This window comes from Stutzerimonas stutzeri, from assembly GCF_000952685.1.
Lineage (GTDB): Bacteria > Pseudomonadota > Gammaproteobacteria > Pseudomonadales > Pseudomonadaceae > Stutzerimonas > Stutzerimonas stutzeri_E.
Map to the genome: position 1 here is coordinate 66,705 of NZ_JYHV01000004.1, position 26,841 is coordinate 93,545.

General features: G+C 63.0%; 28 protein-coding genes and 1 pseudogene. 7 read left to right on the plus strand and 22 right to left on the minus strand.

The window, feature by feature from the left end:
- Nucleotides 1–92: 92 nt before the first annotated feature.
- Both hexR and UF78_RS01135 read left to right on the plus strand, forming a co-directional pair.
- Nucleotides 93–959 carry a transcriptional regulator HexR gene (hexR, locus tag UF78_RS01130; protein WP_045160179.1) on the plus strand — a complete coding sequence of 289 codons (867 nt, stop codon included), beginning with the start codon at nt 93–95 and terminating at the stop codon, nt 957–959.
- A gap of 107 nt (nt 960–1,066) precedes the next feature.
- On the plus strand, nt 1,067–1,261 hold the full coding sequence (locus UF78_RS01135; RefSeq protein ID WP_045160180.1) for a PA3496 family putative envelope integrity protein: 195 nt from the start codon (nt 1,067–1,069) through the stop codon (nt 1,259–1,261).
- Between the two features lie 43 nt (nt 1,262–1,304).
- Here the strand turns inward: UF78_RS01135 and UF78_RS01140 are convergent, their stop codons facing one another.
- The 18 genes and pseudogenes from UF78_RS01140 to UF78_RS01225 all read right to left on the minus strand — a co-directional run bounded on the left by UF78_RS01140 (nt 1,305) and on the right by UF78_RS01225 (nt 18,655).
- Complete coding sequence (locus UF78_RS01140; protein WP_045160182.1) at nt 1,305–2,318, minus strand: Ldh family oxidoreductase; 1,014 nt, start codon at nt 2,316–2,318, stop codon at nt 1,305–1,307.
- Between the two features lie 37 nt (nt 2,319–2,355).
- Complete coding sequence (locus UF78_RS01145; RefSeq protein ID WP_045160183.1) at nt 2,356–3,666, minus strand: TRAP transporter large permease; 1,311 nt, start codon at nt 3,664–3,666, stop codon at nt 2,356–2,358.
- Nucleotides 3,663–4,172, minus strand: a complete 510-nt coding sequence (locus tag UF78_RS01150) for a TRAP transporter small permease subunit (RefSeq protein ID WP_045160184.1) — start codon at nt 4,170–4,172, stop codon at nt 3,663–3,665. The genes UF78_RS01145 and UF78_RS01150 overlap by 4 nt, the downstream gene beginning before the upstream one ends.
- A gap of 43 nt (nt 4,173–4,215) precedes the next feature.
- Entirely contained in the window at nt 4,216–5,265 is a 1,050-nt protein-coding gene (gene dctP / locus UF78_RS01155; RefSeq protein WP_045160185.1) for a TRAP transporter substrate-binding protein DctP, read from the minus strand.
- Between the two features lie 76 nt (nt 5,266–5,341).
- Nucleotides 5,342–6,259 (minus strand): dihydrodipicolinate synthase family protein, encoded by a 918-nt coding sequence (locus UF78_RS01160; protein WP_045160186.1) that lies wholly within the window; start codon nt 6,257–6,259, stop codon nt 5,342–5,344.
- Between the two features lie 93 nt (nt 6,260–6,352).
- Nucleotides 6,353–7,390 (minus strand): trans-3-hydroxy-L-proline dehydratase, encoded by a 1,038-nt coding sequence (locus UF78_RS01165; protein WP_045160187.1) that lies wholly within the window; start codon nt 7,388–7,390, stop codon nt 6,353–6,355.
- A gap of 10 nt (nt 7,391–7,400) precedes the next feature.
- Nucleotides 7,401–8,123: an amino acid ABC transporter ATP-binding protein gene (locus tag UF78_RS01170; protein ID WP_045160188.1), complete on the minus strand. Its 723-nt coding sequence runs from the start codon at nt 8,121–8,123 to the stop codon at nt 7,401–7,403.
- Nucleotides 8,120–8,764, minus strand: a complete 645-nt coding sequence (locus UF78_RS01175; RefSeq protein ID WP_045160189.1) for an amino acid ABC transporter permease — start codon at nt 8,762–8,764, stop codon at nt 8,120–8,122. The genes UF78_RS01170 and UF78_RS01175 overlap by 4 nt, the downstream gene beginning before the upstream one ends.
- Before the next feature lie 10 nt (nt 8,765–8,774).
- Nucleotides 8,775–9,440, minus strand: a complete 666-nt coding sequence (locus UF78_RS01180; protein WP_045160190.1) for an amino acid ABC transporter permease — start codon at nt 9,438–9,440, stop codon at nt 8,775–8,777.
- Between the two features lie 3 nt (nt 9,441–9,443).
- Entirely contained in the window at nt 9,444–11,231 is a 1,788-nt protein-coding gene (locus UF78_RS01185) for an aconitase X (RefSeq protein WP_045160191.1), read from the minus strand.
- Nucleotides 11,232–11,244: 13 nt separating this feature from the next.
- Complete coding sequence (locus UF78_RS01190; RefSeq protein ID WP_045160192.1) at nt 11,245–12,054, minus strand: transporter substrate-binding domain-containing protein; 810 nt, start codon at nt 12,052–12,054, stop codon at nt 11,245–11,247.
- Between the two features lie 268 nt (nt 12,055–12,322).
- The gene (locus UF78_RS01195; RefSeq protein ID WP_045160193.1) at nt 12,323–13,090 is read right to left on the minus strand and encodes an AraC family transcriptional regulator; all 768 of its coding nucleotides are present in this window, start codon (nt 13,088–13,090) and stop codon (nt 12,323–12,325) included.
- Between the two features lie 65 nt (nt 13,091–13,155).
- Nucleotides 13,156–14,433 carry an NAD(P)/FAD-dependent oxidoreductase gene (locus UF78_RS01200; RefSeq protein WP_045160194.1) on the minus strand — a complete coding sequence of 426 codons (1,278 nt, stop codon included), beginning with the start codon at nt 14,431–14,433 and terminating at the stop codon, nt 13,156–13,158.
- Nucleotides 14,430–14,666 (minus strand): (2Fe-2S)-binding protein, encoded by a 237-nt coding sequence (locus tag UF78_RS01205; RefSeq protein ID WP_045160195.1) that lies wholly within the window; start codon nt 14,664–14,666, stop codon nt 14,430–14,432. The genes UF78_RS01200 and UF78_RS01205 overlap by 4 nt, the downstream gene beginning before the upstream one ends.
- Nucleotides 14,663–15,808 carry an NAD(P)/FAD-dependent oxidoreductase gene (locus tag UF78_RS01210; protein WP_045160196.1) on the minus strand — a complete coding sequence of 382 codons (1,146 nt, stop codon included), beginning with the start codon at nt 15,806–15,808 and terminating at the stop codon, nt 14,663–14,665. The genes UF78_RS01205 and UF78_RS01210 overlap by 4 nt, the downstream gene beginning before the upstream one ends.
- A complete protein-coding gene (locus UF78_RS01215; RefSeq protein ID WP_045160197.1) occupies nt 15,805–16,803 on the minus strand; it encodes a proline racemase family protein in 999 nt (332 codons plus the stop codon). Before UF78_RS01215 ends, UF78_RS01210 begins: the two co-directional genes overlap by 4 nt.
- A 136-nt stretch (nt 16,804–16,939) precedes the next feature.
- Nucleotides 16,940–17,602, minus strand: a pseudogene (locus UF78_RS01220) (GntR family transcriptional regulator); the annotation flags it as partial.
- Nucleotides 17,603–17,710: 108 nt separating this feature from the next.
- Nucleotides 17,711–18,655: a LysR family transcriptional regulator gene (locus UF78_RS01225; protein ID WP_045160198.1), complete on the minus strand. Its 945-nt coding sequence runs from the start codon at nt 18,653–18,655 to the stop codon at nt 17,711–17,713.
- A gap of 208 nt (nt 18,656–18,863) precedes the next feature.
- Between UF78_RS01225 and UF78_RS01230 the strand changes: the two genes are divergently transcribed.
- Together UF78_RS01230 and oadA are read left to right on the plus strand one after the other, a co-directional pair.
- Nucleotides 18,864–20,279 (plus strand): acetyl-CoA carboxylase biotin carboxylase subunit, encoded by a 1,416-nt coding sequence (locus tag UF78_RS01230; protein ID WP_045160200.1) that lies wholly within the window; start codon nt 18,864–18,866, stop codon nt 20,277–20,279.
- 10 nt (nt 20,280–20,289) lie between these two features.
- Nucleotides 20,290–22,104: a sodium-extruding oxaloacetate decarboxylase subunit alpha gene (oadA, locus tag UF78_RS01235; RefSeq protein ID WP_045160201.1), complete on the plus strand. Its 1,815-nt coding sequence runs from the start codon at nt 20,290–20,292 to the stop codon at nt 22,102–22,104.
- 136 nt (nt 22,105–22,240) lie between these two features.
- Here the strand turns inward: oadA and UF78_RS01240 are convergent, their stop codons facing one another.
- Nucleotides 22,241–22,636 carry a hypothetical protein gene (locus UF78_RS01240; RefSeq protein ID WP_045160202.1) on the minus strand — a complete coding sequence of 132 codons (396 nt, stop codon included), beginning with the start codon at nt 22,634–22,636 and terminating at the stop codon, nt 22,241–22,243.
- 235 nt (nt 22,637–22,871) lie between these two features.
- Nucleotides 22,872–23,318: a GNAT family N-acetyltransferase gene (locus tag UF78_RS01245; protein WP_045160203.1), complete on the minus strand. Its 447-nt coding sequence runs from the start codon at nt 23,316–23,318 to the stop codon at nt 22,872–22,874.
- Between UF78_RS01245 and UF78_RS22955 the strand changes: the two genes are divergently transcribed.
- The 3 genes from UF78_RS22955 (at nt 23,317) to UF78_RS01255 (ending at nt 25,218) form a co-directional block, all read left to right on the plus strand.
- Nucleotides 23,317–23,475 carry a hypothetical protein gene (locus UF78_RS22955; RefSeq protein WP_196298625.1) on the plus strand — a complete coding sequence of 53 codons (159 nt, stop codon included), beginning with the start codon at nt 23,317–23,319 and terminating at the stop codon, nt 23,473–23,475. The two genes, UF78_RS01245 and UF78_RS22955, sit on opposite strands and share 2 nt — an antisense overlap.
- 7 nt (nt 23,476–23,482) lie before the next feature.
- On the plus strand, nt 23,483–24,391 hold the full coding sequence (gene glsB / locus UF78_RS01250; protein WP_045160205.1) for a glutaminase B: 909 nt from the start codon (nt 23,483–23,485) through the stop codon (nt 24,389–24,391).
- 131 nt (nt 24,392–24,522) lie between these two features.
- A complete protein-coding gene (locus tag UF78_RS01255) occupies nt 24,523–25,218 on the plus strand; it encodes a carbonic anhydrase (protein WP_045160206.1) in 696 nt (231 codons plus the stop codon).
- Nucleotides 25,219–25,239: 21 nt separating this feature from the next.
- Here UF78_RS01255 and UF78_RS01260 read toward each other — a convergent pair whose 3' ends face one another.
- Together UF78_RS01260 and UF78_RS01265 are read right to left on the minus strand one after the other, a co-directional pair.
- Complete coding sequence (locus UF78_RS01260) at nt 25,240–26,028, minus strand: substrate-binding periplasmic protein (RefSeq protein WP_045160207.1); 789 nt, start codon at nt 26,026–26,028, stop codon at nt 25,240–25,242.
- Between the two features lie 276 nt (nt 26,029–26,304).
- Complete coding sequence (locus UF78_RS01265) at nt 26,305–26,757, minus strand: thioesterase domain-containing protein (protein ID WP_045160208.1); 453 nt, start codon at nt 26,755–26,757, stop codon at nt 26,305–26,307.
- Nucleotides 26,758–26,841 lie beyond the last annotated feature (84 nt).

The following is a 26,841-nucleotide window of genomic DNA, read 5'->3' on the forward strand; positions in this document are numbered from 1 at the left end:
AGCCCACTACACCCAGCCGGCAAGAATGGATGCGAGCGCACCCGCAGCGTTCGGCCCCTCTTGCCAGGTATTGATCATAGCGAGTCCGGAACGTGAACCTGCTGCAACACATCGCTCAATCGAGAAGTTCGCTACGCAAGTCGGAGCTGAAGGTGGCCGACCATGTGCTCCTCGATCCAGCCGCCGTGATGCACAGCTCGATGGCCGACCTGGCCCATGTGGTGGGGGTCAGCGAGCCGACCATTGTGCGTTTCTGCCGCGCCATTGGTTGCCTGGGTTTCCAGGATCTGAAGCTGAAACTGGCGCAGAGCCTCGCTGCCGGCGCCAGCTTCGGCCAGTTCGCCATCAGTGAGAATGATTCGGTCACTGACTTCGCGCTGAAAATCTTCGACACCACCTTGCATACGCTGATGGAAGTGCGCGAAAAGCTCGACTCCGATGCGTTGGAGCGTGCGGTCGCCGCCATGGCCAAAGCGGAGCGGGTGGAGTTCTACGGTTTCGGCGCGTCCGGCGCGGTGGCCACCGATGCCCAGCACAAGTTCTTTCGCCTGCTGCTCAGCGCGGCGGCCTATTCCGATCCGCACATGCAGGCGATGTCGGCTGTCACCTTGAAGCCCACCGACGTGGCGATCTGCATTTCCCAGTCGGGGCGCTCCAAGGACCTGCTAATCACCGCCAATGTGGTGCGCGAGTCCGGCGCCACGCTGATCACGCTCTGTCCGAGCCAGACACCGCTGGCCGAACTCGCCACCATCAACCTGGCCATCGACGTCCAGGAAGACACCGAAATCTACACGCCGCTGACCTCACGCATCGCCCATCTGGTAGTCATCGACGTGCTGGCGATGGGCGTCGCCATGGCCCGTGGGCCGAGCTTGGTGAACCACCTGAAGAGCGTCAAGCGCAGCCTGCGCAGCCTGCGTCTGTCGCCCAAGTCGGTGAAACCTCACGAAGATTGAGTGGCTGGCGCCGCACCGGTCGTCATCGCAGTGTCATCAGCCTGACCTTATAGCGTCACCCATGGCGCCGATGCTGAGCCTCCCAGCACCTTTCTCGGGAGACCCGCATGGCCCAGCACCGCGAAACCTACGTCAACCTCGACGCCCGTGCCCGCCGCAAGCAGCAAGACGAGCGTCGCATGCATTTTCGCCGCGCCATCGAAAGCTATGACGAGCAACGCCAGCTGCAGGCGCAACTGATGGAGTTTCCCGACCTGATGATTGCCGGTCCGCAGCTGTCGTCCTCGGCAGAGTGCCGCTAGTGAGCGCCACACCGGCCTGAGCGCCGGTGTGGCCCGCGCCGGCTTATGCGGGTTGTTCCAGTAACGCCATGAGGTCGGCGTGCAGCGCGTCGGGTATGTCCACGCCATCGCGCAGCGTCCGCTCGCGGGCCTCATAGCGCCGCTGTGACGGCAGTCGGGCGCCCTGGCCTTGAATGGACTCGAACATCGTCTCGGCACGCGCCAGGTGCTCATCAGCGGCATCGCCGAGGATTCGCTTGGGGTCGATGACGATGATCAGCTCACCGCCATAGGGCGCCGATTTGGTGCCGGCATCGTAGGTCAGCGATTCCTGGCTGGTCATGTCGCCGATCAGCGGACCGGCGAGCAGCTCGACCATAGCCGCCAGGGCCGAGCCCTTGTGGCCACCGAAGGTCAGCATGGCGCCGTTGAGTGCCTGTGCGGCGTCGGTGGTGGGGTTGCCTTGGGCGTCTATTCCCCAACCCTCGGGGATCGGATTGTCAGCGCGGCGATGCAGCTCGATCTCGCCGCGCGCCACGGCGCTGGTGGCGAAGTCGAAGATGAACGGTAGCTTTCCGGCGCGTGGCCAACCGAAAGCGATCGGATTGGTGCCGAATACCGGTCGGCTGCCACCGGCAGGCGCGACCCAGGCGTGGCTCGGTGTACAGGCCAGGGCCACCAGCCCGGCTGCGGTCAGCGTCTCCATTTCCGACCAGAGCGCCGAGAAATGCACGCAGTGGTTGATGGCCAGCAAAGCGATGCCCTGTTGCCGCGCCTTGTCGAGCAGCAGGGGCAAGCCGGCTTGGAACGGCACCTGGGCGAAGCCGCCCCTGGCGTCCACACGCACCACGGACGGCGCGTGATCGACGACCTCGGGTACCGCATCGGGAACTACCTTGCCGGCTTTCAGCGTCGCGATGCAGCCCAGCAGGCGATAGATGCCATGGGATTTGCACTCGTCGCGTTCCGCCGCGACCATGCTTTCGGCGATGGCCTCGACATAGGCTTCGGCGAACCCGTGCTGGCGCAGGATGCGCTGCGCCAGATCGCGTACTTCATCCAGGGTTAAGCGGGCCATGCATTTCTCCTCTAAATGAATCCCAAGGGGTAGCGGTTCAGAACAGTTGCCTCGGCAGCCAGGTGGCGATGCCCGGTACGGCGAGGATGATCAGGAACAGCAGCAGCTGAATGGCGATGAACGGCAGAACGCCCTTGTACATGTGACCGTAGCTCATATCCGGCGGCGCGATCGAACGCAGGTAGAAGATCGACGGAGCCAGCGGCGGCGTCAGGTAGGCCGTTTGCACCACTACCATGAACATCACCGCGAACCAGATCGGATCGATCCCTGCCAGCTTCACCAACGGCATGAAGATCGGTACGAAAATCAGCACGATCGAAATCCAGTCCAGCACCATGCCGGCGATCAGCACGATGGCCATCAGCGCCAGGATCAGCCAATAAGGGCTCAGGTCCATCGCGCCCATGAAATCGGCGAGCATCCAGCCACCGCCGCTGGCGGCGAAGATCGCGGTGAACATGGTGCCGCCGGTAACGATCAGCATGATCATGGCTGTGATGGTGATGGTTGAGACCAACGCCTCGATCAGCCGGGCCACGCTCAATTCGCGAAAGCACAGCGCCAGCAAGGCCGCACCGAACGCACCGACCGCGGCGGATTCGGTGGGCGAGGCGATCCCGGCAAGCATCGAGCCGAGCACGGCGAAGATCAGCAGGAACGGCGGAATCAGCGCCTTGAGCGTGATCGCCAGCTTTTCCATCAGCGGCGTGGCCTGCATCGCCGGCACGGCGGGGGCCAGCGAAGGTGTGATCCAGCAGCGCACGCCGATGTAGAGCAGGAACAACGCCAGCATCAGCACACCAGGAATCAGTGTCGCGGCGAACAGCTGGCCGATCGATAGCTGCGCCATCGAGGCGTACACCACGACGATCACCGATGGCGGGATAATGGTGCCAAGCGAGCCGCCTGCGCAGATGGTGCCGGCGATCAGCGAGCGGTCGTAGTGGTATTTGCTCATGGCCGGGATGGCCATCATGCCGACGACGATTTCAACTGCGCCGACGATCCCCGAGCTGGCGGCGAAGATGCCGCACATCAACATGGTCGACATCGCCAGGCCACCGGAAAAGCCGCCGAGCCAGAGCTGCAGCGCCTCGTACAGCCGCCGGGCCAGGCCGCTGCGCTCGAGGATTGCACCCATCAGCACGAACAACGGGATCGCGGAGAGCGAAAAGTTGGTCGAGGCCTGCAGCAGCGAGCCGAACATCTGCTGGAAGATGTTTTCGCCGAACAGCAGCATGCCGAACAGAGCTGACACGGTGATCAGCGAAAACGAAACCGGAATGCCGAGAAAGATGAAGACGAACAGCATCGCGAACATCAACAGCGGGATGAAATCCATCATTCGGGCATTCCCCCGCTGGGCTGCTTCTGGTCGGTGAAGTAGCGGTAGGCGTCGACCAGCACCTGCAGGGTCAGTGCAGCCAGGCCGATGGCCAGAGCGCTGTAGAACGGCCAGATCAGCGGTGCCCAGGGGCTGACGTGTTCGACCTCGCCGGTGACGAAGGCGTGCCAGGTGCGTTTGCCGGCCGTCCAGGTCAGGGCGCCAAGAATGGGGGCGAACAACAGCAGGTAGAACAGGCCGTTGATCCAGCGCTGCACGGCCGGCTTGAGCCGCGAGGCGAGAAAGTCGATGCGCACGTGGGCGTCGATCTTCAGCGCATAGGCGCAGCCGAGAATGAACATGGCGCCATTGAGCATGTAGGAGATGTCGAAGGCCCAGAGCGTCGGCGCGTTCAGCACGTAACGCGAGAACACTTCGAAGATCATCGCCAGCACCAGTAACAGCGCCATGGCCGCCGCGACCCAGAGCAGGGCGGTGCCCGGCCAGTCGAAACAATTGCGCTTCATTGAACCTCCAGGCCGGCCGCCACTGGGCGGCCGGCGGCGTTGCTCAGTGACGGTACAGGTAGGACGAGTTGTCCGACCAGCGCTTCATGTAGTCCTGGTAGTCCTTGAGGATCGCCTTGGCGTCAGTCTTCCCTGCGGCGCGTGCCTCGATCTGTGAGGTGACCAGGTCATTGCCGCGCTTGGCCAGATCCTCAATCGCTGCCGGATCCAGCCGGAGGATCTCGATGCCGGCGTCCTTGTAGGTCTGCATGGCTTTCATGTCGGCGTCGAGGAAGTGAAAGTAGCTCTGCATCGTGGTCAGCTTGGCCGCCGCTTCGAGCTTGGCCTGGGTGTCCTTGTCCAGCGAGTCCCAGCTCTTGGTGGTCATGAAAAATTCCCAGACGAACGACGGCTGGTGCACGCCCGGCGTGAGAATGTAGGGCGCGACCTCGTGAAAGCCCTCGGTGAGGTTGGCGCCCGGCGTTGCCCACTCAATGGCGTCCACGCCCTTGCGTTGCAGCAGCGTGTAGATCTCGCCTGGCGGCACCACCGTTGGCGAGGCGCCGACCTGCTTGACCACTTCGGCCCAGGCGCCGGCAGTGCGGTACTTCACGCCCTTGAAATCTTCCAGGCTTTGAATCTTCTTGTTCGAGTGGGCAAGGATCTCGGTGCTGCCGACGCCGACCACCATCGAGTGCAGGCCCATCTCCTTCTCACGGTATTCCTGCAGGTATTTCAAGCCATTGCCCTCGTACAGCCAGGACAGCGTCTCTTCGCCGGACATGCCGCCCGGGTAGCTGGCGAACACGTTGTTCAACGGGTCCTGATTGACCAGGTAAGTGGAGGTGGAGTGCCCAGCCTTGAGTACGCCGTTCTGTACCGATTCGAAGACCTGCAGCGCCGGGACGATCACCCCGGCGCCGACCGGGCGGATCTTCACCTCGCCATCGGTCAGCAGGTCAGCGTTCTTGGCGAAGCGCACCAGGAAATTCTCGAAGAAGAAACTGCCTTCCGGCACCGAAGTTGGCACCGTGTAAGTCTCGGCGGCCTGGGTGCCGGCGCACGCCAGGGCCAGGCCGAAGACGGCGAACAGATGGGCTTTTTTCAGTTGCATGGCGAAACCTCTCATGGCGAGTCAGGGGCCTGGCCGCAGGCGCGGCACAGGCAGGTTGCGGCAGGGGCGGAACGGCTCACAGGCCTACGTCGGGCAGCGTCGGACGATTGGCCATGGCTTTGGCCATGATCTGTTCGACGTACTGACGGTCAGCATCGGGTAGGGCCAGGCGTGGTGGGCGAGTCAGGGCACTGCCGCGGCCGGCGATGGCTTCGCAGAGCTTGATGCATTGCACCAGGTCGGCACGGGCGTCGAGATGGAGGATCGGCATCAGCCATTCGTAGATCGGCATGGCCTCGGCGAAACGGCCGGCTTTGGCCAGTCGGAAAATGGTTTCGCCTTCCTTGGGGAACACGTTCGACATGCCCGACACCCAGCCCTCGGCGCCCACGGCGATGCTTTCCAGCACCACGTCATCGAGGCCGGCGAACAGCACGAAGCGGTCGCCGACTTCGTTGCGCACATCGATGAAGCGGCGGGTGTCGCCCGAGGAGTCCTTGAAGCAGACCACGTTGTCGCAGTCGGACAGCGAGATGAGGATGTCCGGCGTGACGTCGTTTTTGTAGATCGGCGGGTTGTTGTAGACCATCAGCGGCACATCGGCATTCTTCGCCACGTAGCGGTAGTGCTCGGCGGTCTCGAACGGCTTGGAGCCGTAGACCAGCGCCGGCATCAGCATCACGCCGTCGACGCCGACCCGCTTCACCGCATTGGCGACCTTCGCCGCTTGCACGCTGGTGAATTCGGCCACGCCGCAAATTACCGGCACGCGGCCTTTGGAGGCGTCCACGGCGACCTCGGTGACGGCGATCTTTTCTTCTGTGCTCAGCGAGGTGTTCTCGCCTACCGAGCCGCAGACCACCAGCCCTGACACGCCGTCACGGATGACGTTGGAGATGACCTTGTGGGTTTGTTCAAGGTTGATGGAAAAGTCATCGTTAAATTGCGTGGTAACGGCGGGGAAGACCCCGCTCCAGTTGACTCGTTTGCTCATGTTTGTCTCCCGTCTTATGGTATTTCGTATACGTTGTGCTTCGTGTAAAGAAGGCATCCCTGCTCCGTCGCGCCCGAAGGACGGGCGTCTGTTCTACTGCTGTTTGGCTCCCGGCCAGGTGTCGGAGAGCCGATAGCCTTCCGGCCAAGGGTCGTCCGGGTCGAGCATGTGTTGGTGCGTGCCGGTGATCCAGGCACGTCCCGAGATGCACGGATAGATCGCTGGCTGGCCGGCCAGCTCGGTCAGCGAATCGATGCGGCAATGGAACTCCGAACCGAGGATCGAGCGTCCGATGAAGGGCTCGCCCACGGCCAGCTGTTCCTTGGCATGCAGCACCGCCATGCGCGCCGAACAACCGGTGCCGGTCGGCGAGCGGTCGATCTTGCCCGGCTGGATGACCACGGCGTTTGCACCGGTGGCCACGCCTTGCTCGCGGACCACCGGGGCGGCCAGCTGGCAGAAAGAGATATGCGCCCAATCCGGGTTGCTCGGGTGGACGAAACCGAGCTGCTCGTTGGCCGCGCGGGTGATCTTCAACCCCGTGGCGACCAGATCGGCCGCCTCGTCGGGACGGATGCTGAAGCCCAGCGCCTGAGCGTCGGCGATCACGAAACTGTCACCGCCATAGGCTGTGTCGACCTTGAGCGTGCCGAGGCCTTCGACTTCGAGCATGGCGTCGAGCTTGTCGGCGAAGGAAGGCACGTTCCGCACCTCGACCCGCTCGACCTTGCCGTTACGGCACTGGGCGACCACGTCGATCAGCCCGCCCGGCGCTTCGAGCGTCAGCCGTGTTTCCGGCTCGGTCATCGGCAGGATGCCGCTGTCCAGCAGTACCGTGGCGACACACAGTGAGTTGGAGCCGGACATCGGAGGTGTGTCGGCCGGCTCCATGATGATCCAGCCCATCTGCGCGCGCGGGTTCTTTGGCGGGACCAGCAGATTGACGTGACGGAACACCCCGCCGCGCGGCTCGTTGAGCATGAAGTTGCGCAGGGTTTCGTCACGAGCGATCCAGCGGGACTGCTCCCACAGCGTGTCGCCCGGTGGCGGGGCGACGCCGCCGATGATGACGTCACCGACTTCACCCTCGGCGTGGCAACTGACGACGTGTATGACCTTGCTCGAACGCATGCGATCTCCCCTAAATCACCGACTTCAGGAAAGCCGCGGTTTCCGGCTTCTGCGGGTTGCTGATGACCTGATCGGGCGGGCCGATCTCGTGCACCAGGCCATCACGGAAGAACGCGACCCGATCGGACACCTCGCGAGCAAAGCCCATCTCATGGGTTACCAGCACCATGGTCATGCCGTCTTCAGCGAGCAGGCGCATAGTGTCGAGCACCTCGCCAACAAGCTGTGGATCCAGGGCCGAAGTGGCCTCGTCGAACAGCATGTAATCAGGCGACATGGCCAGTGCGCGGGCGATGGCCATGCGTTGCTGTTGGCCGCCGGACAGCTTGCTGGGGAATACCTTCAGCTTGTCCGCCAAGCCGACATGGGTGAGTTGCTTGACCGCCAGTTCTTCGGCTTCGGCGCGGCTTTTGCCGAGTACCTTGCGTGGCGCCAGCATCACGTTTTCCAGCACCGTCAGATGCGGGAAGGCGTTCCATTGCTGGAAAACGATGCCGATCTTCTGCCGCAGCTTGTTGATGTCGGTGCCCTTGGCGTGCACTTCGGTGCCATCGACACGGATCGAACCGCTCTTGATCGATTCCAGCCCGTTGATGCACATCAGCAGGGTCGACTTGCCCGAGCCCGAGCCACCAATGATCGAGACCACCTCACCCTTGTTGACGGTCAGGTCGACGCCCTTGATCACTTCGAGCTCGCCGAAGGACTTGTGCACCTTTTCGATCTCAATCATTGCTGCCACCTTTTTTCCAGCCGGGCGCCCAGGCGAGCGACCACCAGGCTCATGACGTAGTAGATGAGTCCCGCGATGCAGAGCACCAGCAGCGGCTCCTGAATGCGCGTGACAATGGTCTGCGAGGCGCGTAGCAGCTCGATGATGCCGATCCACATCACCAGCGCGGTGTCCTTCATTACCGACAGCACCAGATTGACCCAGCCTGGAAAGGCGACGCGGGTCGCGACCGGCAAGACGATATAGCGCAGGTCCTGCCAATAGGTCAGGCCCAGCGAGCGACTGGCCAGACGCAAGCTGCCCGGCACCGCCAGCACGCCGCCGCGCACCACTTCGGTGAAAAAAGCCGCGGCGTAGATTCCCAGCACCACGCAGCCGACGGTGAAGGCGCTCCAGTCCAGCCCGACGATGCTTTTCAGGGCGTTGAACAGGACGAACTGGATCAGAAGCGGCACGCTGCGAAAGATGTCCAGGAACCAGGCCAGCGGCAGACTTGCCCGGGGAAACAGCGCGCGAATCACGCCGAAGACGATGCCGGCAATGGTGCCCAGCAGCATCGCCCAGAAGGTCAGCATCAAGGTCACACCGGCGCCCTTGAGCAGGAACAGCAGATCGGTTGAGGTCAGGCTGGTATCAAACATGCTCGGATCCTCAGTAGCGGAACAGCCGCCAGGCCATCAGCCGGGCCACCCCTACGATCAGCTTGGCGATCAGGTAATAGATCACGGCGGCCAGGGCGAAATATTCGAAGGTGCGGAAGGTCTTGACGTTGTAGTCCTGGGTCACGCCGGTGAGGTCGTTGTTCAAGCCGACGATCACGCCCAGCGAGGTCATCAGCACGGCCCAGACCATCTGGTTGGAGAGCGGGTGGAAGACGATGCGCAGCAATTGAGGAATGACGATCAGCCGGTACGCCTGGAACGCACTCATGCCCAGCGATCGCGCGGCGCGCATCTGCGTATCCGGCACTGCTTTCAGGCCGCCGCGGAAGTTTTCCGCCAGGTAACCGGCGTTGTTGAAGGTGATGCCGGCAAGCAGCGCCGCCCAGGAGCTGATGTGCCAACCGAAGGCGCCGAGGCCGAAATACAGCGCGTAGATCTGGAACAGCGATGGCGTGTTGCGTGCCACCGAGACCCAGGCGCTGCCAACGCCTTTGAGCAGCGGGTTGCGGGTCTCGCGCATGGCGGTCAGCACCAGTGCGATGAGCACGCCGAAGATCATCGACAGCGCGGCGGTCTCGAAGGTGACCACCGCGCCGGCGAGCATATCCGGCAGGGCGCGGAAGGCGGGCCGCCAATGGAAGGTGTAGTCGAACATCGCTCAGTGCACTCCTTCGATGTCGGCAGCGGTAAGCCAGCGCGGCAGGCGACCACTGGTTTGGCCGCTGCAGGCGGTATCGACGCATTCGGCCAGGCTGCCGAAGCGCACCTGCCGGCCAACCAGACCGGGTGCGTAATGGGCGTATTTGCCAGAGTTGGTCATCAGGGTGCGCGCCGTCAGCGGCACGACCGGTTCTTCGAGCATGCACCAGCAGGTGTCGGTAATGATCTGCACACCGAAGCGCTCTAGCGTCTGCAGGTATCCGGCTTCGCTGGCTTGTCGCTGGATCTCACGACCGCAGGTGACCAGTACGGCCACATCGGTGTGTTTCACCCGGCCTTCGCACAGCTGTGCAAGGCGGGCGAATTCGCTCAACGAGAAATGCGGATTGCCCAGGCTAATCAACTCGATATCTGCAAATTCACCGCTGTCCAGTTCGCGCCAGCTGGCCAGCAGATCGGCACGTTGGACCGACAGGATGCGATCTGGCGCTTGGCCGCCCAGGGCAGCCTCGGCCGATGGCGCTTCCGGTGTAACGCCAACGATATGAAACATCGGCGCCGCCGAGGTGGTGGCGAAGGCAGCGCCAAAGGCCTTGAGGTCGTCGAGCGTCGGTTCGCGTTGTTCGAGCCCGCAGATCACAGGGATGTCGCTGCCGCAGAGCAGGCCGAGGTGATAGCCCAGCAGCGGGTAGAAGGCGTCATCCAGATCCTGCAGCGCAGGCAGGTCGATACGCAGTGTGGCGTGGCGCTGATCGGCCAGGTGGCAGCCCGTCAGCGGCGCGCGGCCGGTCAGGGCGATGCAGATATCCAGGAAGTCGGGGTACTTCAACGTGCGCGCACCCAGCACGCTATTGGCATACACCACGGCATTGGATTCCGCCCAGACGACCTGCTCACCGGCGCTTGGCGCGCTGTCGAGCAGATAGGGCGCGCAGGTGAAACTGGCGCTGGCGCCCATTTCGACATAGGCGTCGGCCAACTGGCTGGCCGGCTCGCCGAACGTGGCGGCGACGCCCATCTGTCGCCAGTGGCGCTGATCCACAGAGATCGAATTGAGGGTGGTCGGGACCTTCACCTGCCCGCCCCAGTCGGCCAGCTGCCGTGCGAACCTGAGACTCGCCGGCCCGGTATAGATGCAGCCGTCGATATGCGCCTGGGTGATATCCACCAGCTCCCGCGCGCCTTGGAGTTCGGCCATGCGCAACAGGATTTGCATGGCCGCCTGAGTGGCCTTGCCATGCTCACCGGCGAGCATGGCCTGGTCCTGCGCGTTCAAGGTAATGCTTGCCGGTAAGGGGTATTCGGGAGCCGTCGAAGCGGTCCATTCATCTTTTGGCAGCTCGGCGAAGCCCTCCACCCGGCCGTTTTCGATGCGCAGGTAGCGGGCGTCGCGCAGCGCCGCGAAGGCTTGCGAACCGATGCTCACCACCGGAAGCGAACGGTCGAACAGTTGCTGCGCCACCAGTACGCCGAGGGTGAGAATTTCCTCTGCTTCGGCGAAGACCAGCGCGGCCGGTGCATGACCGTTGAGGATGAGCTCCAGCAGGACACTGCTGCCGGTGCAGGACCCACGCCCGCTGGGAATCGCCAACACCTGGCCGGCGATGACCTGACCGTTGAGCGGGTGGTGACGGTCGATCACTTCGCCACTCAACGGATCAACGCCGCCCCAGAAACTCAGGCCCACCTCCGCATGCAGACAGGCTGCCTGGGCACTGCCCGACACCAGGCTGCGCCCCCGGAAATTGAGCGCAGGCTGTTGGATGAGCGCGTCGCGACGAAGCATCGTTATCCGCCGATCAGTAGTAGACGCCCGGCACGGTCAGATCCACCGGTTTGCCGCCGACCCACTTTTCGTATAGCTCGGCATAGCGCCCGGAGCGCACTTGCTGATTGACGAACAGATTCAGGTAATTGACCAGGCCATACTCGCTGCGCTTGGCGGCCAGCGATACGTAGTCGATGACGTAGGGGGCGTCACCGGCGATCTTCAGACCCTTGTATTTGCCCGATTTGATGGTGGAAGCGGCGACGGTATTGGTGACCACCGTGGCGTCCACATGGCCCTGCGCGACCGCGAGAATGGTGTCGTTCTGCGACTGGTAGGCGCGGAAGCTGCCTTCGCCCCAACTCTTCACATCCTTCTCCAGCGCGATGGCTTCGAAGGTGCCGCTGGTGTTACCGACCGGGCGACCCTTGAGGTCGTCGTAGTCGTTGATGCCCGTCTCTTCGCGGGTCAGCACCACCATGTTGAAGGCGAAGTACGGAATGCTCATGCCGACCGTCTTGGCGCGCTCCAGGGTGTCCGAGGTGGAGGCGACGATCACGTCCGCGCGGCCCGAGACCAGCGCCGGGATTCGATCGGGGAAGGGTGTTTCAACCACTTCCGCATCGACTCCGAGGACCTTAGCCAGGTCGTTGCAATAGTCGACGTCGAAGCCAGCGGGCTTGTTGCCTTCATCGCGAAAGCCCATGGGTGGGAAGTCGAGGGTAACGGCGCAGCGCAGTTTGCCCGAGCCGATGATGTCGTCGAGCTTGTCGGCCTGGGCAATGGAGGTTATGGAGGCGGCAAGCAGAGCGCTAACGGCCACAACTAGGGTTTTCTTCATACAGTCCTCGTCGATGCGGTTGATCGTCCAGTTGATTCAAGCAGCTGTTTCGAGATTTCGTATACGTTATCCGCAGAGCAATAGCCGTGCCGGTCGATCCAAGCGCGACCGGCGGGCTGACCAAGTAGCCAGTAGTCTTGCCGTAAGGCGCGATCTAGAGCCGAAAGCTCTGGGGTGCCTCGAGCCATGGGAGCGAAGCGACCGTTCGTCGGATTCTGCGCGGACACGATGCACGCTGGGCTCGTCTGCTACAAATGGGAGCAGCGCGTTACCAAGTTGCCCGATGGTTGGTCGGGAGTGCGTCTCGATAGGCGCTGGGGGACAGGCCGGTCAGCGCACGGAACTGGCGGCTGAAAGCGCTGTGATCGGTATAACCGCAACGCAGGGCTATCTCGGTGATGGGCAGCGCTCCGCTAAGCAGCTCGGTTGCGGCGTCCAGCCGGGCCTTGTGGATCATCTGCCGAGGGGTGAGGCGGAATATCCGTTTGCACATTCGCTCCAGCTGCGCGACCGATAGTCCGGCGATGGTGGTCAGCTCCGACAGCCTGATGGGGCGGAAATGGTTTGCACGGATATGGGCGTCCACTGCGGCGAGCTTGAGGTAGGCGGGGTTGTTGGCCTCAGGCGCCTGAAGGTCGATGGACACCCCGGCCATACCGATGATCGTGCCGTCGGGATCGCGTAGTGCCAGTTTGTGTGTCATGCACCAGCCCGGCTGCCGGCCCGGGTAAAGGTGCAGCTCCAGTTGATCCTGCAGGCGCAGCCCCTGGCTGAGCACACGGCGGTCCTGGTTGGTGTATTGAGCACCGAAGCCGGAGGGGAAAACCTGCTCGGCGGTCAGGCCCAGCAGCGCATTCGGCTCGCGATGCCCGCAGCGTTCGGCCAGCGTGCGGTTGGCCAGGCTGTAGCGAGCGTCGGTGTCCTTGATGAAAAACACCACCTCGGGCATGGCGTCAAGCAAGGGTGCGATCAGCTTCAGGCTGGCCAGCAATGTGGGCAGATCCGCGGGTGTGTCGGTCGAAAGCAGGGAGTGCATCGGGCGCGCTACGAGCAGGGGAAGCCCGAGGATACGATCGACAACCGGCGAATGGTAGGCATGGCTCAGGACTGTGTCTGGTGCGGGTCCGTCTGTTCGCCTTCGGCCAGGGCCATGAGCGTACCGATGCGCGCCGGACTGATCGGCTGGCGCGGTTTTGGCGGCTGCCAGCCGAACAGGAAGTCGCTGGCTGCACCGCAGATGCGCCCTTGGCAGGCGCCCATGCCGCACCGACTCTCCAGCTTGGCCTCGACCCAACTGCCGTGGCTGGCCATCGCCGAGTAGGGCACGTCCTCGCAGCGGCATACCAGCGTGTCGGGAGCGGCCAGCGTCTTCAGCCGCTCGTTCAGCCGGAAGGTTTGCCCCAGCAACTCGGCAAAGGCCTGCCAGCGTTGTCGCTCGGCGAATCTCGCCTTGGCCCGCCCGAGATCTCCGATAGCGGTGTAGCCGGCGATGCTGCCCTCGACCAGCGCCAGTTCGCTGCCGCCGAAGCCGGTGCATTCGCCGGCTGCGAAATGATCCGCCAGGCTCGTAGCCTGATAGGCGTCGACTCGAAGGGAGCGCTCGGCGAGGGCACAACCTAGTACCTGACCGAGCTCGGTGTTAGGGATCAGGCCGAAGCCACAGGCCAGACGGTCGCAGGCGATTTCCGAAACTTTGCCGTTTTGGCTCAGGCGTACCGCTTCCAGGCGCTCGGTGCCCAGTGCCGCCAGCACCTGCGTGCTACTGCGATAGTGCGCATCGCTCAACGTGATTGCCTGCAGGGCCTTACCTGGCCAGCGTGGTAAACGAGCGACGAAACCGGCGAGTGCCGTCAGTGGCGCCTGCTCGGCAATGCGCAGCAAGTGCGCGCCGGCACGTTTGGCGGTGGCCGCGCTGGCCAGCAGGAGCGGACCGCTGCCGGCGATCACCAGGCGTTGAGTGGTCACTGGCATGCCACCCTTGATCAGCGCCTGCAGCCCACCGGCGCCGGTCACGCCGGGCAACGTCCAGCCGGGAAAAGGCAGCAGCAGCTCGCGCGCGCCGGTGCAGAGGATCAATTTGTCGTAGCTGACGAGATGTCCCTGTTGCGCATCTTCGAGGAGCAATCGTTTGTCGCCGGGTGCCGCGATCACCCGTACGCCATTGCACAGCTCGATATTCGCGGCGTCCGCCAACGCCTGTCGCTGCTGCCGAGCCATGGCGGGCAACTGGGCCTGCGGCCCGTCACGCCAGATCTGTCCGCCCGGGACGGGATTGTCGTCGAGGATCGCGACACTCGCGCCGCTGGGCGCGGCGGCCAGGGCGGCGGACATTCCGGCAGGGCCGGCGCCGACAATGAGAATGTCGTAATGCGATTTCATGGACGGGTTTCCACATTCATGCCAGCGAGACAGGGCGTCTGGCAGGCCAGTCGGCGCTGGCCGTCGATACTGACCCGACATTCCTGACAGATGCCCATGCCGCACAGCGGCGCGCGGCGTTCGCCGGATACCGAGGTGCGGCTGCTACCGTCGCCGCCCAGATACAGCGCCGCGGCCACCGTGGTGCCGGGTGCGACCTGCAGCACGCGACCGTCGAGCGTGATTTCAATCATGACCCAGGCCTCCAGGCGGCAGTGGCAGATGTCGATGGCCTGTCTGATGACTGATGAAAGCGCGCTGGGCTGTAGGGCTCGATGGCCAGTGCGGGCTGTCTGCCCAGCAACTGTGCGACCAGCAATTCGGCCGTGCCGGGTGCCGTGGTCACACCCAGCCCCTCATGGCCGACAGCCAGCCACAGGCCCGGCTGCTGCGGATGCTCACCCACCAGCGGCAAGCCATCCGGGCTCGCCGCGCGAAAACCGGTCCAGCTGCGAATGGCGTTCAACCGGGCCAGGCCGGGCATGAAGTCGACGGCGCGCTTGAGCATTCGCGCCAGCATCCAGCTGTCGATCTCCGGATCGCGGGTGCCGAACTGCCGCGAAGAGCCGATGAACAATTGCCCGGTCGGGCGCGGCTGAATGTTGCAGGCCACTGATGGCCCTTGGGCGTTGTGGGCGCTGGTGACATAGCCCAGTTCGACCAGCGTGTGACTGACCTTGCCGGGGTAGCGGTCGGTGATCAGCAGGTGGCCTTTCTTCGGCTGGATCGGCAGCTCTGGGCAGAGTTCGGTCGCGTCAATCCCGTTGGCCAGCACCACTGCCTGTGCGTGCAGGAGGCTGCCGTCGCTCAGCTCGACCTGTTGGCCCTGTAGGCCCGTCACGCACGCCCGCCGCTGAACGATGCGCTTGCCGCCCTGCGCGATCAGCCAGCGCGCCGCGTTGGGCGCATAGAGAATGCCGTCGCCGCTGACTTTCAAGGCGCCATGCAGCCCACTGTGCAGTTCGGGTTCGGCTGCTCGGAGCGCTGCGCCGCCCAACAATTCGCAGCTCATGCCCTGTTCCGACAAGGTCTTGAGTTTGTGTTCGGCTACCGCCATTTCGTCATCGCTGGCGGCGAGCCAGAGGGTACCGTTGTTGCGATAGCCGCAGCTTTCGTCCATCACCCGGCCCAACTCCCGCCAACGCTGGATCGAAAAGTCACTCAGCGCCAACTCGGCCGGGTTGTCATCCAGCACCACCAGATGGCCCATGCCGGCCGCCGTCGCGCCGCTGCGCTGGGCGTCCAATAGCAGCACATCGAGGCCGTTGGCGGCCAGTTCGTGGGCGCAGGCGGCGCCGATGATGCCGGCGCCAATGATGATCACATCCGCATTCACGGATGAATGCCCCAGGCGAAGGGGTCGTCGTCCTCGATCAGCAAGGTGGCTTCGGCGCTCAGGTGCGCGCGGCCGCGGATGGTCGGCACGATACGCTCGCCGTCCGACTCGTAACTGGCCGTGAATTCGCTGCCGATGACGCTGGCCTGGCGCCAGGTTTCGCCGGGTTGCAGCTTGCCGTCCGCCGCGAGACACGCCAGCTTGGCGCTGGTGCCCGTACCGCAGGGCGAACGGTCATAGGCCTTGCCGGGGCACAGGACGAAGTTACGACTGTCGGCTTGCGGCGAAGCTGCCGCGCTCGAGCGGTCGTCGCTTGCCGGTGAAACGCCCGGCTGGCTACTCGCCTCGTCGGGCTCGGCAAACAGCTCGATATGGTCGATTTCGCCGCCGTCTTCGCCACGTACGCCCTGTGCTTCCAGGGCCTGGCGCACCGCCCAAGTATAGGCCGTGAGCGCCTCGATGTTGTCGCCGGCGATGCGTTGGTCGTGCTCGGCGATGAGGAAGAACCAGTTACCACCCCAGGCGATATCGCCGGTCACCGTGCCGAGGCCTGGCACCTCGACGCTTACGGCCTTGCGGTAGCGATAGGCGGGGACGTTGCGCACGCTCACCGATCGGTCTTCATGCAGGGTCGCCTGCACCGTACCCACCGGCGTCTCGATGCGGTGAACGCCGGGCTGGATGCGTCCTAGATGCGCCAGCGACACCACCAGGCCGATGGTGCCGTGGCCGCACATGCCCAGGTAGCCGCTGTTGTTGAAGAAGATCACGCCGGCGCAGGCCGTTGGGTCTACTGGCTCGCAAAGCAGTGCGCCGACCAACACGTCGTTGCCACGGGGTTCGAGCATGGTTGCCGCACGCCAGTGATCATGCTGTTCGGCAAGCACTCGACGACGCTCGGCCATGCTGCCAGCCCCGAGCTCAGGAAAACCATCGATGACCAGCCGAGTCGGTTCGCCACCGGTGTGGCTGTCGAGAACCTGAATGCGCTTCATAGCCGCCCTGCCTGTATGGGGAATGAGTGACAAGCATCCATCGGCGGCCTGCTTACGGCTTGAACGTTTTCGCCTGCGTGGATGACGAAATCGGCACAGGCCAGACGGGTGTTTCGATACCGGTCCAGCGGTGGCCATGAGGCAGATGCTCGAACAACGCCCGACACACACCGATGATGTGACGTTCGATCAGTTCCGCACACAGGTCTACATCACCGCTGCGACAGGCACGGAGGATTTCGCGATGTTCCAGGTCGGCGCCGTGTTTGCCTTCATGAATGCTCATCTGTACCCGCAGGTAGCGCTCGACCTTGTCATGGATGGAGCGGATCAACTGCATCATGAACGGGCGCTGCGCCGGCCCGTAGAGGCAGGCATGAAAGGCCCAATTCAATTCGGCCCAGCGCGCGGCGTTGTCTTCATGCACGAATTCGGCACAGATCGACTCGGCTTCGGCAAAGGTGGCGTCGTTCATGTTCGGCACGGCGAGGCGGATGATCTGGGTCTCCATCAGCACTCGCACTTCGAATATCTGCGCGAGTTCCGGCTCGGTGAGCACGGTCACGACCGCGCCCTTGTTGCGCTGGAACGACACCAACCCTTCGGCTTCCAGACGTTTGAGCGCTTCGCGCACCGGGATCTTGCTGACATTGAACAGGCGCGCCACATCATCCTGACGCACCGGCTCGCCCTCGGCGAACTGGCCGCTGATAATCGCCTCGCGCAGGTGCTTGGCAATCACTTCGGAAGCCGAGGGGACGATACCGAGGTTCGGTGCGTTGAAGGAATTGAGCGGCACAGCAATGAACTCTGGATGACGGGGGATGAGCGGAGAATATCGTATACGCAAATCCGCTTCACGTTTTCCGATAAAGGGCCGGGCGCCGCCAGCGGCCTCTCGAATGCATTATGGGTTGCCTGCGCTGAACTGACGTTCCAGTGCGTTGATCCGCTGCCGTTCGGTACGAGCGAAGGCGAAGAAGGTTTGCGCCACGGGTGACAGGTATTTTCCGCGCGGGTGCACCAGGCACCAGCTGCGCATCAACGGCAACTCTTCGACGGGTAGCTCGCAGAGCACGCCGGCCTTCAGTTCACGGAGTACCGCATGTCTTGGCAGCAGCGCCAAGCCGAGCCCGGCTAGTACGGCTTCACGCTGCGCCTCCAGTGAGCCGAGCTCCATGGTCTGGGCGAAATGAGCGCGTTTCTGGTCGCAATAACGCTCGGTGGCTCGGCGGGTGCCGGAGCCGGACTCACGGATCAGCAATGGCCAAACGGTAAGGTCCTGCAATGTCAGCGCCGCTTTGCTGCACAGCGGATGGCCTGCTGGCGCGACGGCAATGATGGCGTTGTCCAGGAAGGGCAGGAATTCGAGATCCATATCCGCCGGCACCTGGGAGATGAGCAGCAGGTCGTCGCGGTTGGCGCTCAATCGATGAATCGCCTCGGCGTGGTTGACCACCACCAACTGCAGGCTGACCTCAGGGTGCAATTGACGAAACGAGGCGAACAGGTGAGGTGCGAAGTACATGGCGCTCGATTCCACCGCCAGTTTCAGCTGGCCCTGCAATGAGCCCTGTAACGTCGACAGCTGCATGTCGAGGCTTTCCAACCTGCCGAATATATCTTCGCTGGTGCGCCTGAGCGCTTCGGCGGCCTCGGTCAGATAGAGCTTCTTGCCCGAATACTCGAAGAGCGGTTGGCCCAGCAGTTCTTCCAGCTGGCGAATCTGCAGGCTGACGGCTGGCTGGGTCAGGGCCATCTGCTCGGCTGCACGGCTGTAGGAGTGGTTGTCGCACACCGCTCGGAACACGCGTAGCTGGCGCAGGGTCATGCGCATCAGTGACTTTCTCATGGGGCCTCTAGCGGTTCTCGTCTGCGGATATCGGTTGCGAATGAAGGACGTTCGGCACAGTTGTATAAGTCAAAGCTTATGCCTGACCAAACAATTATTCATTTTCGGTAATTGCTGCGCAAAGGGTAGGGTAAAACACATCGCCTGAAGCGGCGTAATCACACGGTCCGACACGGGACCGCCTGCTCACTGATCCGAGGGACGAAGCGTGATCAAGAAGCTGCTGATCGCCAACCGCGGGGAAATTGCCGTCCGCATCGTGCGGGCTTGCGCAGAAATGGGAGTGCGCTCGGTGGCGGTGTTTGCCGAACCCGATCGCCACGCGTTGCACGTCAAACGTGCCGACGAGGCCTATTTCATTGGCGAAGATCCGCTGGCGGGTTACCTGAACCCGCGCAAGCTGGTCAACCTGGCTGTGGAAACCGGCTGCGACGCCTTGCATCCGGGCTATGGTTTTCTGTCGGAAAACGCTGAGCTGGCGGAAATCTGCGCCGAGCGCGGCATCCGCTTCGTCGGCCCCAGCGCCGAAGTGATTCGCCGTATGGGCGACAAGACCGAGGCGCGCCGAAGCATGATCAAGGCCGGCGTGCCGGTCACCCCGGGCACCGAAGGTAACGTGGCGGATGTCCGTGAGGCACTGAGCGAGGCCGAACGCATCGGCTATCCGGTCATGCTCAAAGCCACCTCCGGTGGCGGCGGTCGCGGTATCCGTCGCTGCAATTCGCGCGAGGAGCTTGAGCAGGCCTACCCACGGGTGATCTCCGAGGCGACCAAAGCGTTCGGTTCGGCGGACGTGTTCCTGGAAAAGTGCATCGTTGAGCCCAAACACATCGAGGCTCAGGTGCTGGCTGATTCGTTCGGCAATACCGTGCACCTGTTCGAGCGCGACTGCTCGATCCAGCGACGTAACCAGAAGCTTATCGAGATCGCACCGAGCCCACAGCTCACGCCCGAACAGCGTGCCTATATCGGCGACCTGGCGGTGCGCGCGGCCAAGGCGGTGGGCTATGAGAACGCCGGCACCGTGGAGTTCCTGCTCGCCGACGGCGAGGTGTATTTCATGGAGATGAACACCCGGGTGCAGGTGGAGCACACCATCACCGAGGAAATCACCGGCATCGACATCGTCCGTGAGCAGATCCGCATCGCCTCCGGTCTGCCGCTTTCGGTCAAGCAGGAAGACATCCAGTACCGCGGTTTCGCCCTGCAGTTCCGCATCAATGCGGAGGAGCCGCGCAACAACTTCCTGCCCTGCTTCGGCAAGATCACTCGCTACTACGCTCCCGGCGGGCCAGGCGTGCGCACCGACACGGCGATCTATACCGGTTACACCATTCCGCCGTATTACGACTCCATGTGTCTGAAGCTGATCGTCTGGGCGCTGACCTGGGAAGAGGCGCTGGCGCGCGGCTCGCGTGCGCTGGATGACATGCGTGTACAGGGCGTGAAGACCACCGCCAGCTACTACCAGAAAATTCTGGAAAACCCGGATTTCCGCAGCGGGCAGTTCAACACCAGCTTCGTCGATAACCATCCGGAATTGCTGAACTACTCGATCAAACGCAAGCCGGGCGAACTGGCCCTGGCCATCGCCGCCGCCATCGCCGCCCACGCAGGCCTGTGAGGAACGAACCATGACTGCTCAGAAGAAAATCACCGTTACCGACACCATCCTGCGTGACGCCCACCAGTCGCTGATCGCCACCCGCATGCGCACCGAAGACATGCTGCCGATCTGCGACAAGCTCGACCGCGTCGGCTACTGGTCGCTGGAAGTCTGGGGCGGCGCGACGTTCGACGCCTGTGTGCGCTTCCTCAAGGAGGACCCGTGGGAGCGCCTGCGTCAGCTCAAGGCGGCGCTGCCCAACACGCGTCTGCAAATGCTGCTGCGCGGGCAGAACCTGCTCGGTTACCGCCACTACGCCGACGATGTGGTTGAGGCCTTCTGTGCCAAGGCGGCGGAGAACGGCATCGATGTGTTCCGTATCTTCGATGCAATGAACGATGTACGGAACCTGGAAACCGCGATTCGTGCGGTAAAGAAGACTGGCAAGCACGCCCAGGGCACCATTGCCTACACCACCAGCCCCGTACACACCGTCGAGTTGTTCGTCGAGCAGGGTCGGGCGATGCGCGACATGGGCGTCGACTCCATCGCCATCAAGGACATGGCCGGCCTGCTGACGCCGTTCGCCACCGGAGATCTGGTGCGCGCGCTGAAGGCCGAGGTCGACCTGCCGGTGTTCATCCACTCCCATGACACCGCCGGTGTCGCCAGCATGTGCCAGCTCAAGGCCATCGAGAACGGCGCCGACCACATCGACACGGCGATTTCCAGCTTCGCCTGGGGCACCAGCCACCCGGGCACCGAGTCGATGGTCGCAGCCCTGCGCGGCACGCCCTATGACACCGGCCTTGACCTGGAACTGATCCAGGAGATCGGCCTGTACTTCTATGCGGTGCGCAAGAAGTACCACCAGTTCGAAAGCGATTTCACCGGTGTCGATACCCGGGTGCAGGTCAACCAGGTGCCCGGTGGGATGATTTCCAACCTGGCCAACCAGCTCAAGGAGCAGGGCGCGCTCAACCGCATGGACGAAGTGCTCGCCGAAATCCCCCGCGTGCGCAAGGACCTGGGCTACCCGCCGCTGGTGACCCCGACTTCGCAGATCGTCGGCACCCAGGCGTTCTTCAACGTGCTCGCCGGCGAGCGCTACAAGACCATCACCAACGAGGTGAAGCTCTACCTGCAAGGTCGCTACGGCAAGGCGCCGGGCACCATCGACGCCCAGCTGCAGCGCCAGGCCATCGGCGGTGAGGAGATCATCGAAGTACGTCCGGCCGACCTGATCAAGCCGGAGCTGGACAAGCTGCGCCAGGAGATCGGTGCGCTGGCCCACAGCGAAGAGGACGTGCTGACCTACGCCATGTTCCCCGACATCGGCCGCAAGTTCCTCGAGGAGCGCGAGGCCGGCACCCTGCAACCGGAAGTGTTGCTGCCGATTCCAGACGGTAGTGCCGTGAGTGCCGCCGGTGGCGAGGGTGTACCGACCGAGTTCGTCATCGACGTGCACGGCGAGACCTACCGGGTCGACATCACCGGTGTCGGCGTCAAAGGTGAAGGCAAGCGGCACTTCTTCCTGTCCATCGACGGCATGCCGGAGGAAGTGGTGTTCGAACCGCTGAACAACTTCGTCGGCGAAGGCGGCAGCAAACGCAAGCAAGCCAGCGCGCCTGGCGACGTGAGCACCAGCATGCCGGGCAATGTGGTCGATGTGCTGGTCAAGGAAGGCGACGTGGTCAGGGCCGGACAACCGGTGCTGATCAGCGAGGCGATGAAGATGGAAACCGAAATCCAGGCGCCCATCGCCGGCACGGTGAAGGCGGTACACGTGGCCAAGGGCGACCGGGTGACCCCCGGCGATCTGCTGATAGAGATCGAGGCCTGACAGATGTCCCTTAGGGAGCCGCAAGGCTCCCCTTTTTTGTTCGCGGTCTGCTGATCATCGAGCGATCCGAGAGCAACCGGCGATGCACCGGATCGTCGATGCTGTTCTGATCAAGCAGAGCGCGGTGTAGGGCAACTCAGCGCTTCAGGCGGGTTTGCTTGCGCAGTTCCATCAGATCGCCTTGGGTGCAGGTCAGCGGTTCGGCGCCGGTCAGGTCATAGCAGCGCTGACCGAAGCCCATCGGCCAATAGATGATGCCGCCGGGTGGCCAGAAGATCGACGCAACGCGAAAGCGCGCACGCAGTTTGCCTTGCTGCAGCAGTTCGCCTTGATCATTGCTGAGCTTGTAGGGAATGCCGCCAGCGGCGGTCCAGAAGAACGGACGGGTCTTGACCAGGCCCTGGGAGTATTGCTGCGGTCGCTCATAGACGGACACCTGGCTGTGTTCCGGCAGCTTGAAATAGGTCGCGGTGGAGCAACCGCTGAGGAAGATAGCAAGTGCCAACAGGCTCGCCGCTCGTTTCAACATCATATCGATTCGTTCCTTGTGGTGATGCCCAGGGCACATACCGCGCCCTGTAAAGCGGGCGGCACTATACCCCCGCGCACGGAAGATGGCGAAACTGTGGCGCTGAACGGCGCAGTCGCAAAACCGTGGTCGAGCGGTTGTCTCAACCGCCGAGGGGTCGATGTAGCGCTGCTGCGCTGGACCCCGGCCTTGCTATGGAGGTGTGTTTGGAAGGGCTAGGCTGGTTTGGCTTCCTTGGTCAAAGCGCATGACGGTACTGCAGGAAGCCGGAACGCTCGGCGATGCGCTCGTAAAGTTGCATCCCGGTGTGGTTGCTCTCATGAGTCAGCCAGTGCACTTTCGAGCTGCCAGCGGCGCGGGCCTCGGCGTAGACGTGCTCGATCAATCGACGTCCAACGCCGGTGCCGCGCAGTTCCGGGCTTACGAACAGATCTTGCAGATAACAGCTGTCTTCGACCGTCCAGTTGGAGCGGTGAAAGATCCACTGCACCAGACCGAGCGCTTTTCCATCCTGCCAGGCCAGTGCGGCGTGGGTGGGTTCGGTGGGGTCGAGGAAGCGTTGCCAGGTGTTGGCGCTGGTCTCAGCGGGCAGCTCGGTTTGGTAGAAGCTCAGGTAGCCCAGCCAGAGCGCCAGCCAGGCGTCGTGATCATCGGGCGTTACGGGGCGGATCTGGATAGACGACATGAGAGGGTTCCGTCTGGTGCTGATCGGGACACTGGAAGGCCTACGGCAGGGGCTGGGATGGACTGTGATGATCACCGTCTGCCTGGCGTCTGTAGCCTACGGCGCAATTGGCCGGCGCGGCAATGCACTGGCGTGCCGCGACTTTCTCCACCCATAGGGCCTATATGCAAAGCCTGTTGAGCGAAATCCTCGATGAAGTCCGTCCGCTGCTCGGTCAGGGCAAGGTAGCGGACTATATTCCCGCACTGGCGGACGTGCCGGCCAATCAATTGGGTATCGCCGTTTGCAGCGCGTCCGGCGAGCTCTTCCATGCCGGGGATGCCAAGACACCGTTTTCGATCCAGAGCATTTCCAAGGTATTCAGCCTGGTTCAGGCGATTCAGCATGGTGGCGAGTCGCTGTGGGAGCGGCTGGGCCACGAGCCGTCCGGCCAGCCGTTCAACTCGCTGGTGCAGCTGGAATTCGAGCGTGGCCGTCCCCGGAACCCCTTCATCAACGCCGGCGCGCTGGTGATCTGCGATATCAACCAGTCACGCTTCGCCGTGCCGGCGCTATCCATGCGTGATTTCGTTCGGCATCTGTCGGGAAACCCCTTGATCATCTCCGATACGAAAGTCGCCGATTCGGAATATCAACACCGAGCACGCAACGCGGCGATGGCCTACCTGATGCAGGCGTTCGGCAACTTCCACAACGATGTCGAGGCGGTGCTACGCAGCTATTTTCATCATTGCGCGTTGCGCATGAGCTGCGTCGACCTGGCGCGAGCGTTCGCCTTCCTCGCCCGCGATGGCGCTTGCCCAGAGGGCGGCGCCCCAGTGCTGAGCCCACGGCAGGTCAAACAGGTCAACGCCATCATGGCTACCAGCGGGCTTTACGACGAGGCTGGCAATTTCGCCTACCGCGTCGGCCTGCCTGGTAAAAGCGGTGTCGGTGGAGGAATTGTCGCGGTGGTGCCGGGCCGTTTCACCGTCTGCGTCTGGTCGCCGGAGCTGAACCAGGCCGGCAACTCGCTGATCGGAATGGCGGCACTGGAGAAACTATCGCAGCGCATCGGCTGGTCTATCTTTTGAGGCGCCTCGATATCTGTTCCATCGAGCCGGGAGATGGCTTCCCGGCTTTCGTTACGGTCTGTCACACCTTCGCGGTGTCTGGCCTTGAGCGTGCAACGTCGTATCCAACCAAACCATAAAGAGAGATTGCCATGAGTCTCGAAGACAAGACGACCGAAACGGCGCAGGAGGCGCTCGATAACCTGATCGCGGGGGTCATGCAGTTCCGCGAAGATATCTATCCGCAGCAGCGCGAGCTGTTCAGCAAGCTGGCCAACGAACAGACGCCGCGTGCGATGTTCATTACCTGCGCCGACTCGCGCGTCCTGCCGGAGCTGATCACTCAAAGCTCGCCAGGCGATCTGTTCGTTACACGCAACGTCGGTAATATCGTGCCGCCTTACGGAGTCATGAACGGGGGCGTATCGACCGCCATTGAGTTTGCCGTGATGGCCCTCGGGGTCCATCACATCATCGTCTGCGGTCACTCAGACTGTGGCGCAATGAAAGCGGTGCTGAACCCGTCCAGTCTGGACAAAATGCCCACCGTAAGAACCTGGCTGCGGCATGCCGAGGTGGCTCGCACGGTGGTGGAGGCCAACTGTGGTTGCGCTGACCACAATACCCTGGGGGTGCTGATCGAGGAGAACGTACTGGCTCAGCTCGATCACCTGCGCACTCATCCGTCGGTTGCGGCGCGGCTAGCCAGTGGTGAGTTGTTCATTCATGGCTGGGTGTACAACATCGGCACCAGCGAGATTCGTGCCTACGATGCGTCGCGCGGTGAGTTTCGCCTGATTGGCGATGGCCCGCTGCCGATGGCCACGCCCAAGTCACGCTACGTTTGACGACTTTCGACCCAAGGCGCCTTAGGGCGCCTTGCGGTCGCGGATCAGGTAGCAGAGGTCCGGCGTCTTGCTGCAGCCGGCATATCCTTCGCTGATGACCTCATTCAGCGCCTGTTGCAGACGACTTACCGCTTCGTCCGGGGTGTCCTTGTTCAGCGCCAGATAGAGATCGGTCGGTTGGAAACTCAGTACCTGCTGTAAGCCTTCCGCGCCGTGCTGTTTAGCTTGGTAGCGCCAGACCGGATCGGCTGTCGCCCAGAGGTCGATGCGTCCGCTGAGCAATTTGCGCAGGTTCTCTTCCTCGCTCAGGCTGTCGATTGGCTGAAAACCCTGGCTCGTCAGCAGCTGGCTGACGCCGCTGCTTTTCTCGGCGCCGATTTCGTAGTGCTTGGCCTGGCTCAGATCCGTCAACGATATCGCCGCACCCGGCGCGGCGAGCAGAACGCTCTCGTAGCGGGCGAGCGGTCCGACCCATTTGAATTGCGACTGGTTCTGCGGTGTGCGGGTAACCGAGAACAGCCCATGACCGGTGTCGCTCAGGGTCTGGGTGTAAATACGGTCCCAGGGCGAACGTAGCGTCAGGCTGTAGGCAATCCCGGCGCGCTTGAAGATTTCCCGCACGGTGTCCGTGCTGATGCCCTCGACTTCGTCGCCACGGGCAAAACTCTTGTGGTTCGGCCCCATGTTGAACGGCGGGAAGTTATCGGTCTGCAGGATGATTTTATAGTTGCTTGGCAGTTCAGCATGGGCAACGCCCGTTCCGGCGAGCAGAACAGCGAGCAATAGGATGAATTTATGAAGATGGCCCATAGTATCGGCTTCCTTGACGCTGTTTTTATTGTTGGCCCGCCAAGGGTAGTCGCGCGATGTCTGCGTTGCTAGCGCGGAGGCCTCTCGACGTGAACCAAATCGAAACGCTCCGCCATGCGCCTCTCGACGGCCGTCGAGGCGAGTTGAAACAGGCGAAGGATGCGGGACGCGGTACGTAAGGGCTGCGGAGTGGACGGTGCCGTCTGGCTCGACACGCTGGCGGTGCGCCGCACGGAAAGTCGGCGCACCGATTTGGAGCGGATCGCGGTGGGGGTGCTACTTGTGCAGGACGAACTGGCCGGTAAAACGCACGGCGTCGCGGCCGTCGGCGGCGAGGATCCGGCTGGTCAGCGTGAGACGAGAGCGGCCACGTCGACGATAGATGGTTTCGAAGCGATTCCAGGCCTCGTCGTCCGGTGCGGAGCAGATCGCGGTGGCGTCGTCTACAACCGGGAGCGGATAGTCGATCTGACCCTCATGAATGACGATGTGGCCGTCCTCGATCCCTGCCTCGCGCAGGCGCAGATGCAACCAGCCCCAGCCAGCCAGCACCGACGCACAATACAGGCTGCCGCCGAACATGCTGCTCTTGTGGTTGATGTTCGCTTGCAGCGGGACCTTCAGGCGCAGCTCGTGATTTTCCCATTGCTCGACACGCAGGCCCATCGCCCGGGTCAGTGGGATGTCGTGATGCAGAATGGCTTCCAGGTAGCGGCTATCGCGGCTCATGCCGGGTGGATTCCTAAACGTTTGCAGATACAGGCAGACGTCAAGCATGACTGCTGAGTCACGAGATTGCCAGTTTCCACATGC

Bases quoted from the DNA above. Each gene is read 5' to 3' on its own strand.
- UF78_RS01135 (WP_045160180.1), top strand. From the start codon at position 1,067: ATGGCCCAGCACCGCGAAACCTACGTCAACCTCGACGCCCGTGCCCGC.
- UF78_RS01140 (WP_045160182.1), bottom strand. From the start codon at position 2,318: ATGGCCCGCTTAACCCTGGATGAAGTACGCGATCTGGCGCAGCGCATC.
- UF78_RS01145 (WP_045160183.1), bottom strand. From the start codon at position 3,666: ATGATGGATTTCATCCCGCTGTTGATGTTCGCGATGCTGTTCGTCTTC.
- UF78_RS01150 (WP_045160184.1), bottom strand. From the start codon at position 4,172: ATGAAGCGCAATTGTTTCGACTGGCCGGGCACCGCCCTGCTCTGGGTC.
- dctP (WP_045160185.1), bottom strand. From the start codon at position 5,265: ATGCAACTGAAAAAAGCCCATCTGTTCGCCGTCTTCGGCCTGGCCCTG.
- UF78_RS01160 (WP_045160186.1), bottom strand. From the start codon at position 6,259: ATGAGCAAACGAGTCAACTGGAGCGGGGTCTTCCCCGCCGTTACCACG.
- UF78_RS01165 (WP_045160187.1), bottom strand. From the start codon at position 7,390: ATGCGTTCGAGCAAGGTCATACACGTCGTCAGTTGCCACGCCGAGGGT.
- UF78_RS01170 (WP_045160188.1), bottom strand. From the start codon at position 8,123: ATGATTGAGATCGAAAAGGTGCACAAGTCCTTCGGCGAGCTCGAAGTG.
- UF78_RS01175 (WP_045160189.1), bottom strand. From the start codon at position 8,764: ATGTTTGATACCAGCCTGACCTCAACCGATCTGCTGTTCCTGCTCAAG.
- UF78_RS01180 (WP_045160190.1), bottom strand. From the start codon at position 9,440: ATGTTCGACTACACCTTCCATTGGCGGCCCGCCTTCCGCGCCCTGCCG.
- UF78_RS01185 (WP_045160191.1), bottom strand. From the start codon at position 11,231: ATGCTTCGTCGCGACGCGCTCATCCAACAGCCTGCGCTCAATTTCCGG.
- UF78_RS01190 (WP_045160192.1), bottom strand. From the start codon at position 12,054: ATGAAGAAAACCCTAGTTGTGGCCGTTAGCGCTCTGCTTGCCGCCTCC.
- UF78_RS01195 (WP_045160193.1), bottom strand. From the start codon at position 13,090: ATGCACTCCCTGCTTTCGACCGACACACCCGCGGATCTGCCCACATTG.
- UF78_RS01200 (WP_045160194.1), bottom strand. From the start codon at position 14,433: ATGAAATCGCATTACGACATTCTCATTGTCGGCGCCGGCCCTGCCGGA.
- UF78_RS01205 (WP_045160195.1), bottom strand. From the start codon at position 14,666: ATGATTGAAATCACGCTCGACGGTCGCGTGCTGCAGGTCGCACCCGGC.
- UF78_RS01215 (WP_045160197.1), bottom strand. From the start codon at position 16,803: ATGAAGCGCATTCAGGTTCTCGACAGCCACACCGGTGGCGAACCGACT.
- UF78_RS01225 (WP_045160198.1), bottom strand. From the start codon at position 18,655: ATGAGAAAGTCACTGATGCGCATGACCCTGCGCCAGCTACGCGTGTTC.
- oadA (WP_045160201.1), top strand. From the start codon at position 20,290: ATGACTGCTCAGAAGAAAATCACCGTTACCGACACCATCCTGCGTGAC.
- UF78_RS01240 (WP_045160202.1), bottom strand. From the start codon at position 22,636: ATGATGTTGAAACGAGCGGCGAGCCTGTTGGCACTTGCTATCTTCCTC.
- UF78_RS22955 (WP_196298625.1), top strand. From the start codon at position 23,317: ATGAGAGGGTTCCGTCTGGTGCTGATCGGGACACTGGAAGGCCTACGG.
- UF78_RS01245 (WP_045160203.1), bottom strand. From the start codon at position 23,318: ATGTCGTCTATCCAGATCCGCCCCGTAACGCCCGATGATCACGACGCC.
- glsB (WP_045160205.1), top strand. From the start codon at position 23,483: ATGCAAAGCCTGTTGAGCGAAATCCTCGATGAAGTCCGTCCGCTGCTC.
- UF78_RS01255 (WP_045160206.1), top strand. From the start codon at position 24,523: ATGAGTCTCGAAGACAAGACGACCGAAACGGCGCAGGAGGCGCTCGAT.
- UF78_RS01260 (WP_045160207.1), bottom strand. From the start codon at position 26,028: ATGGGCCATCTTCATAAATTCATCCTATTGCTCGCTGTTCTGCTCGCC.
- UF78_RS01265 (WP_045160208.1), bottom strand. From the start codon at position 26,757: ATGAGCCGCGATAGCCGCTACCTGGAAGCCATTCTGCATCACGACATC.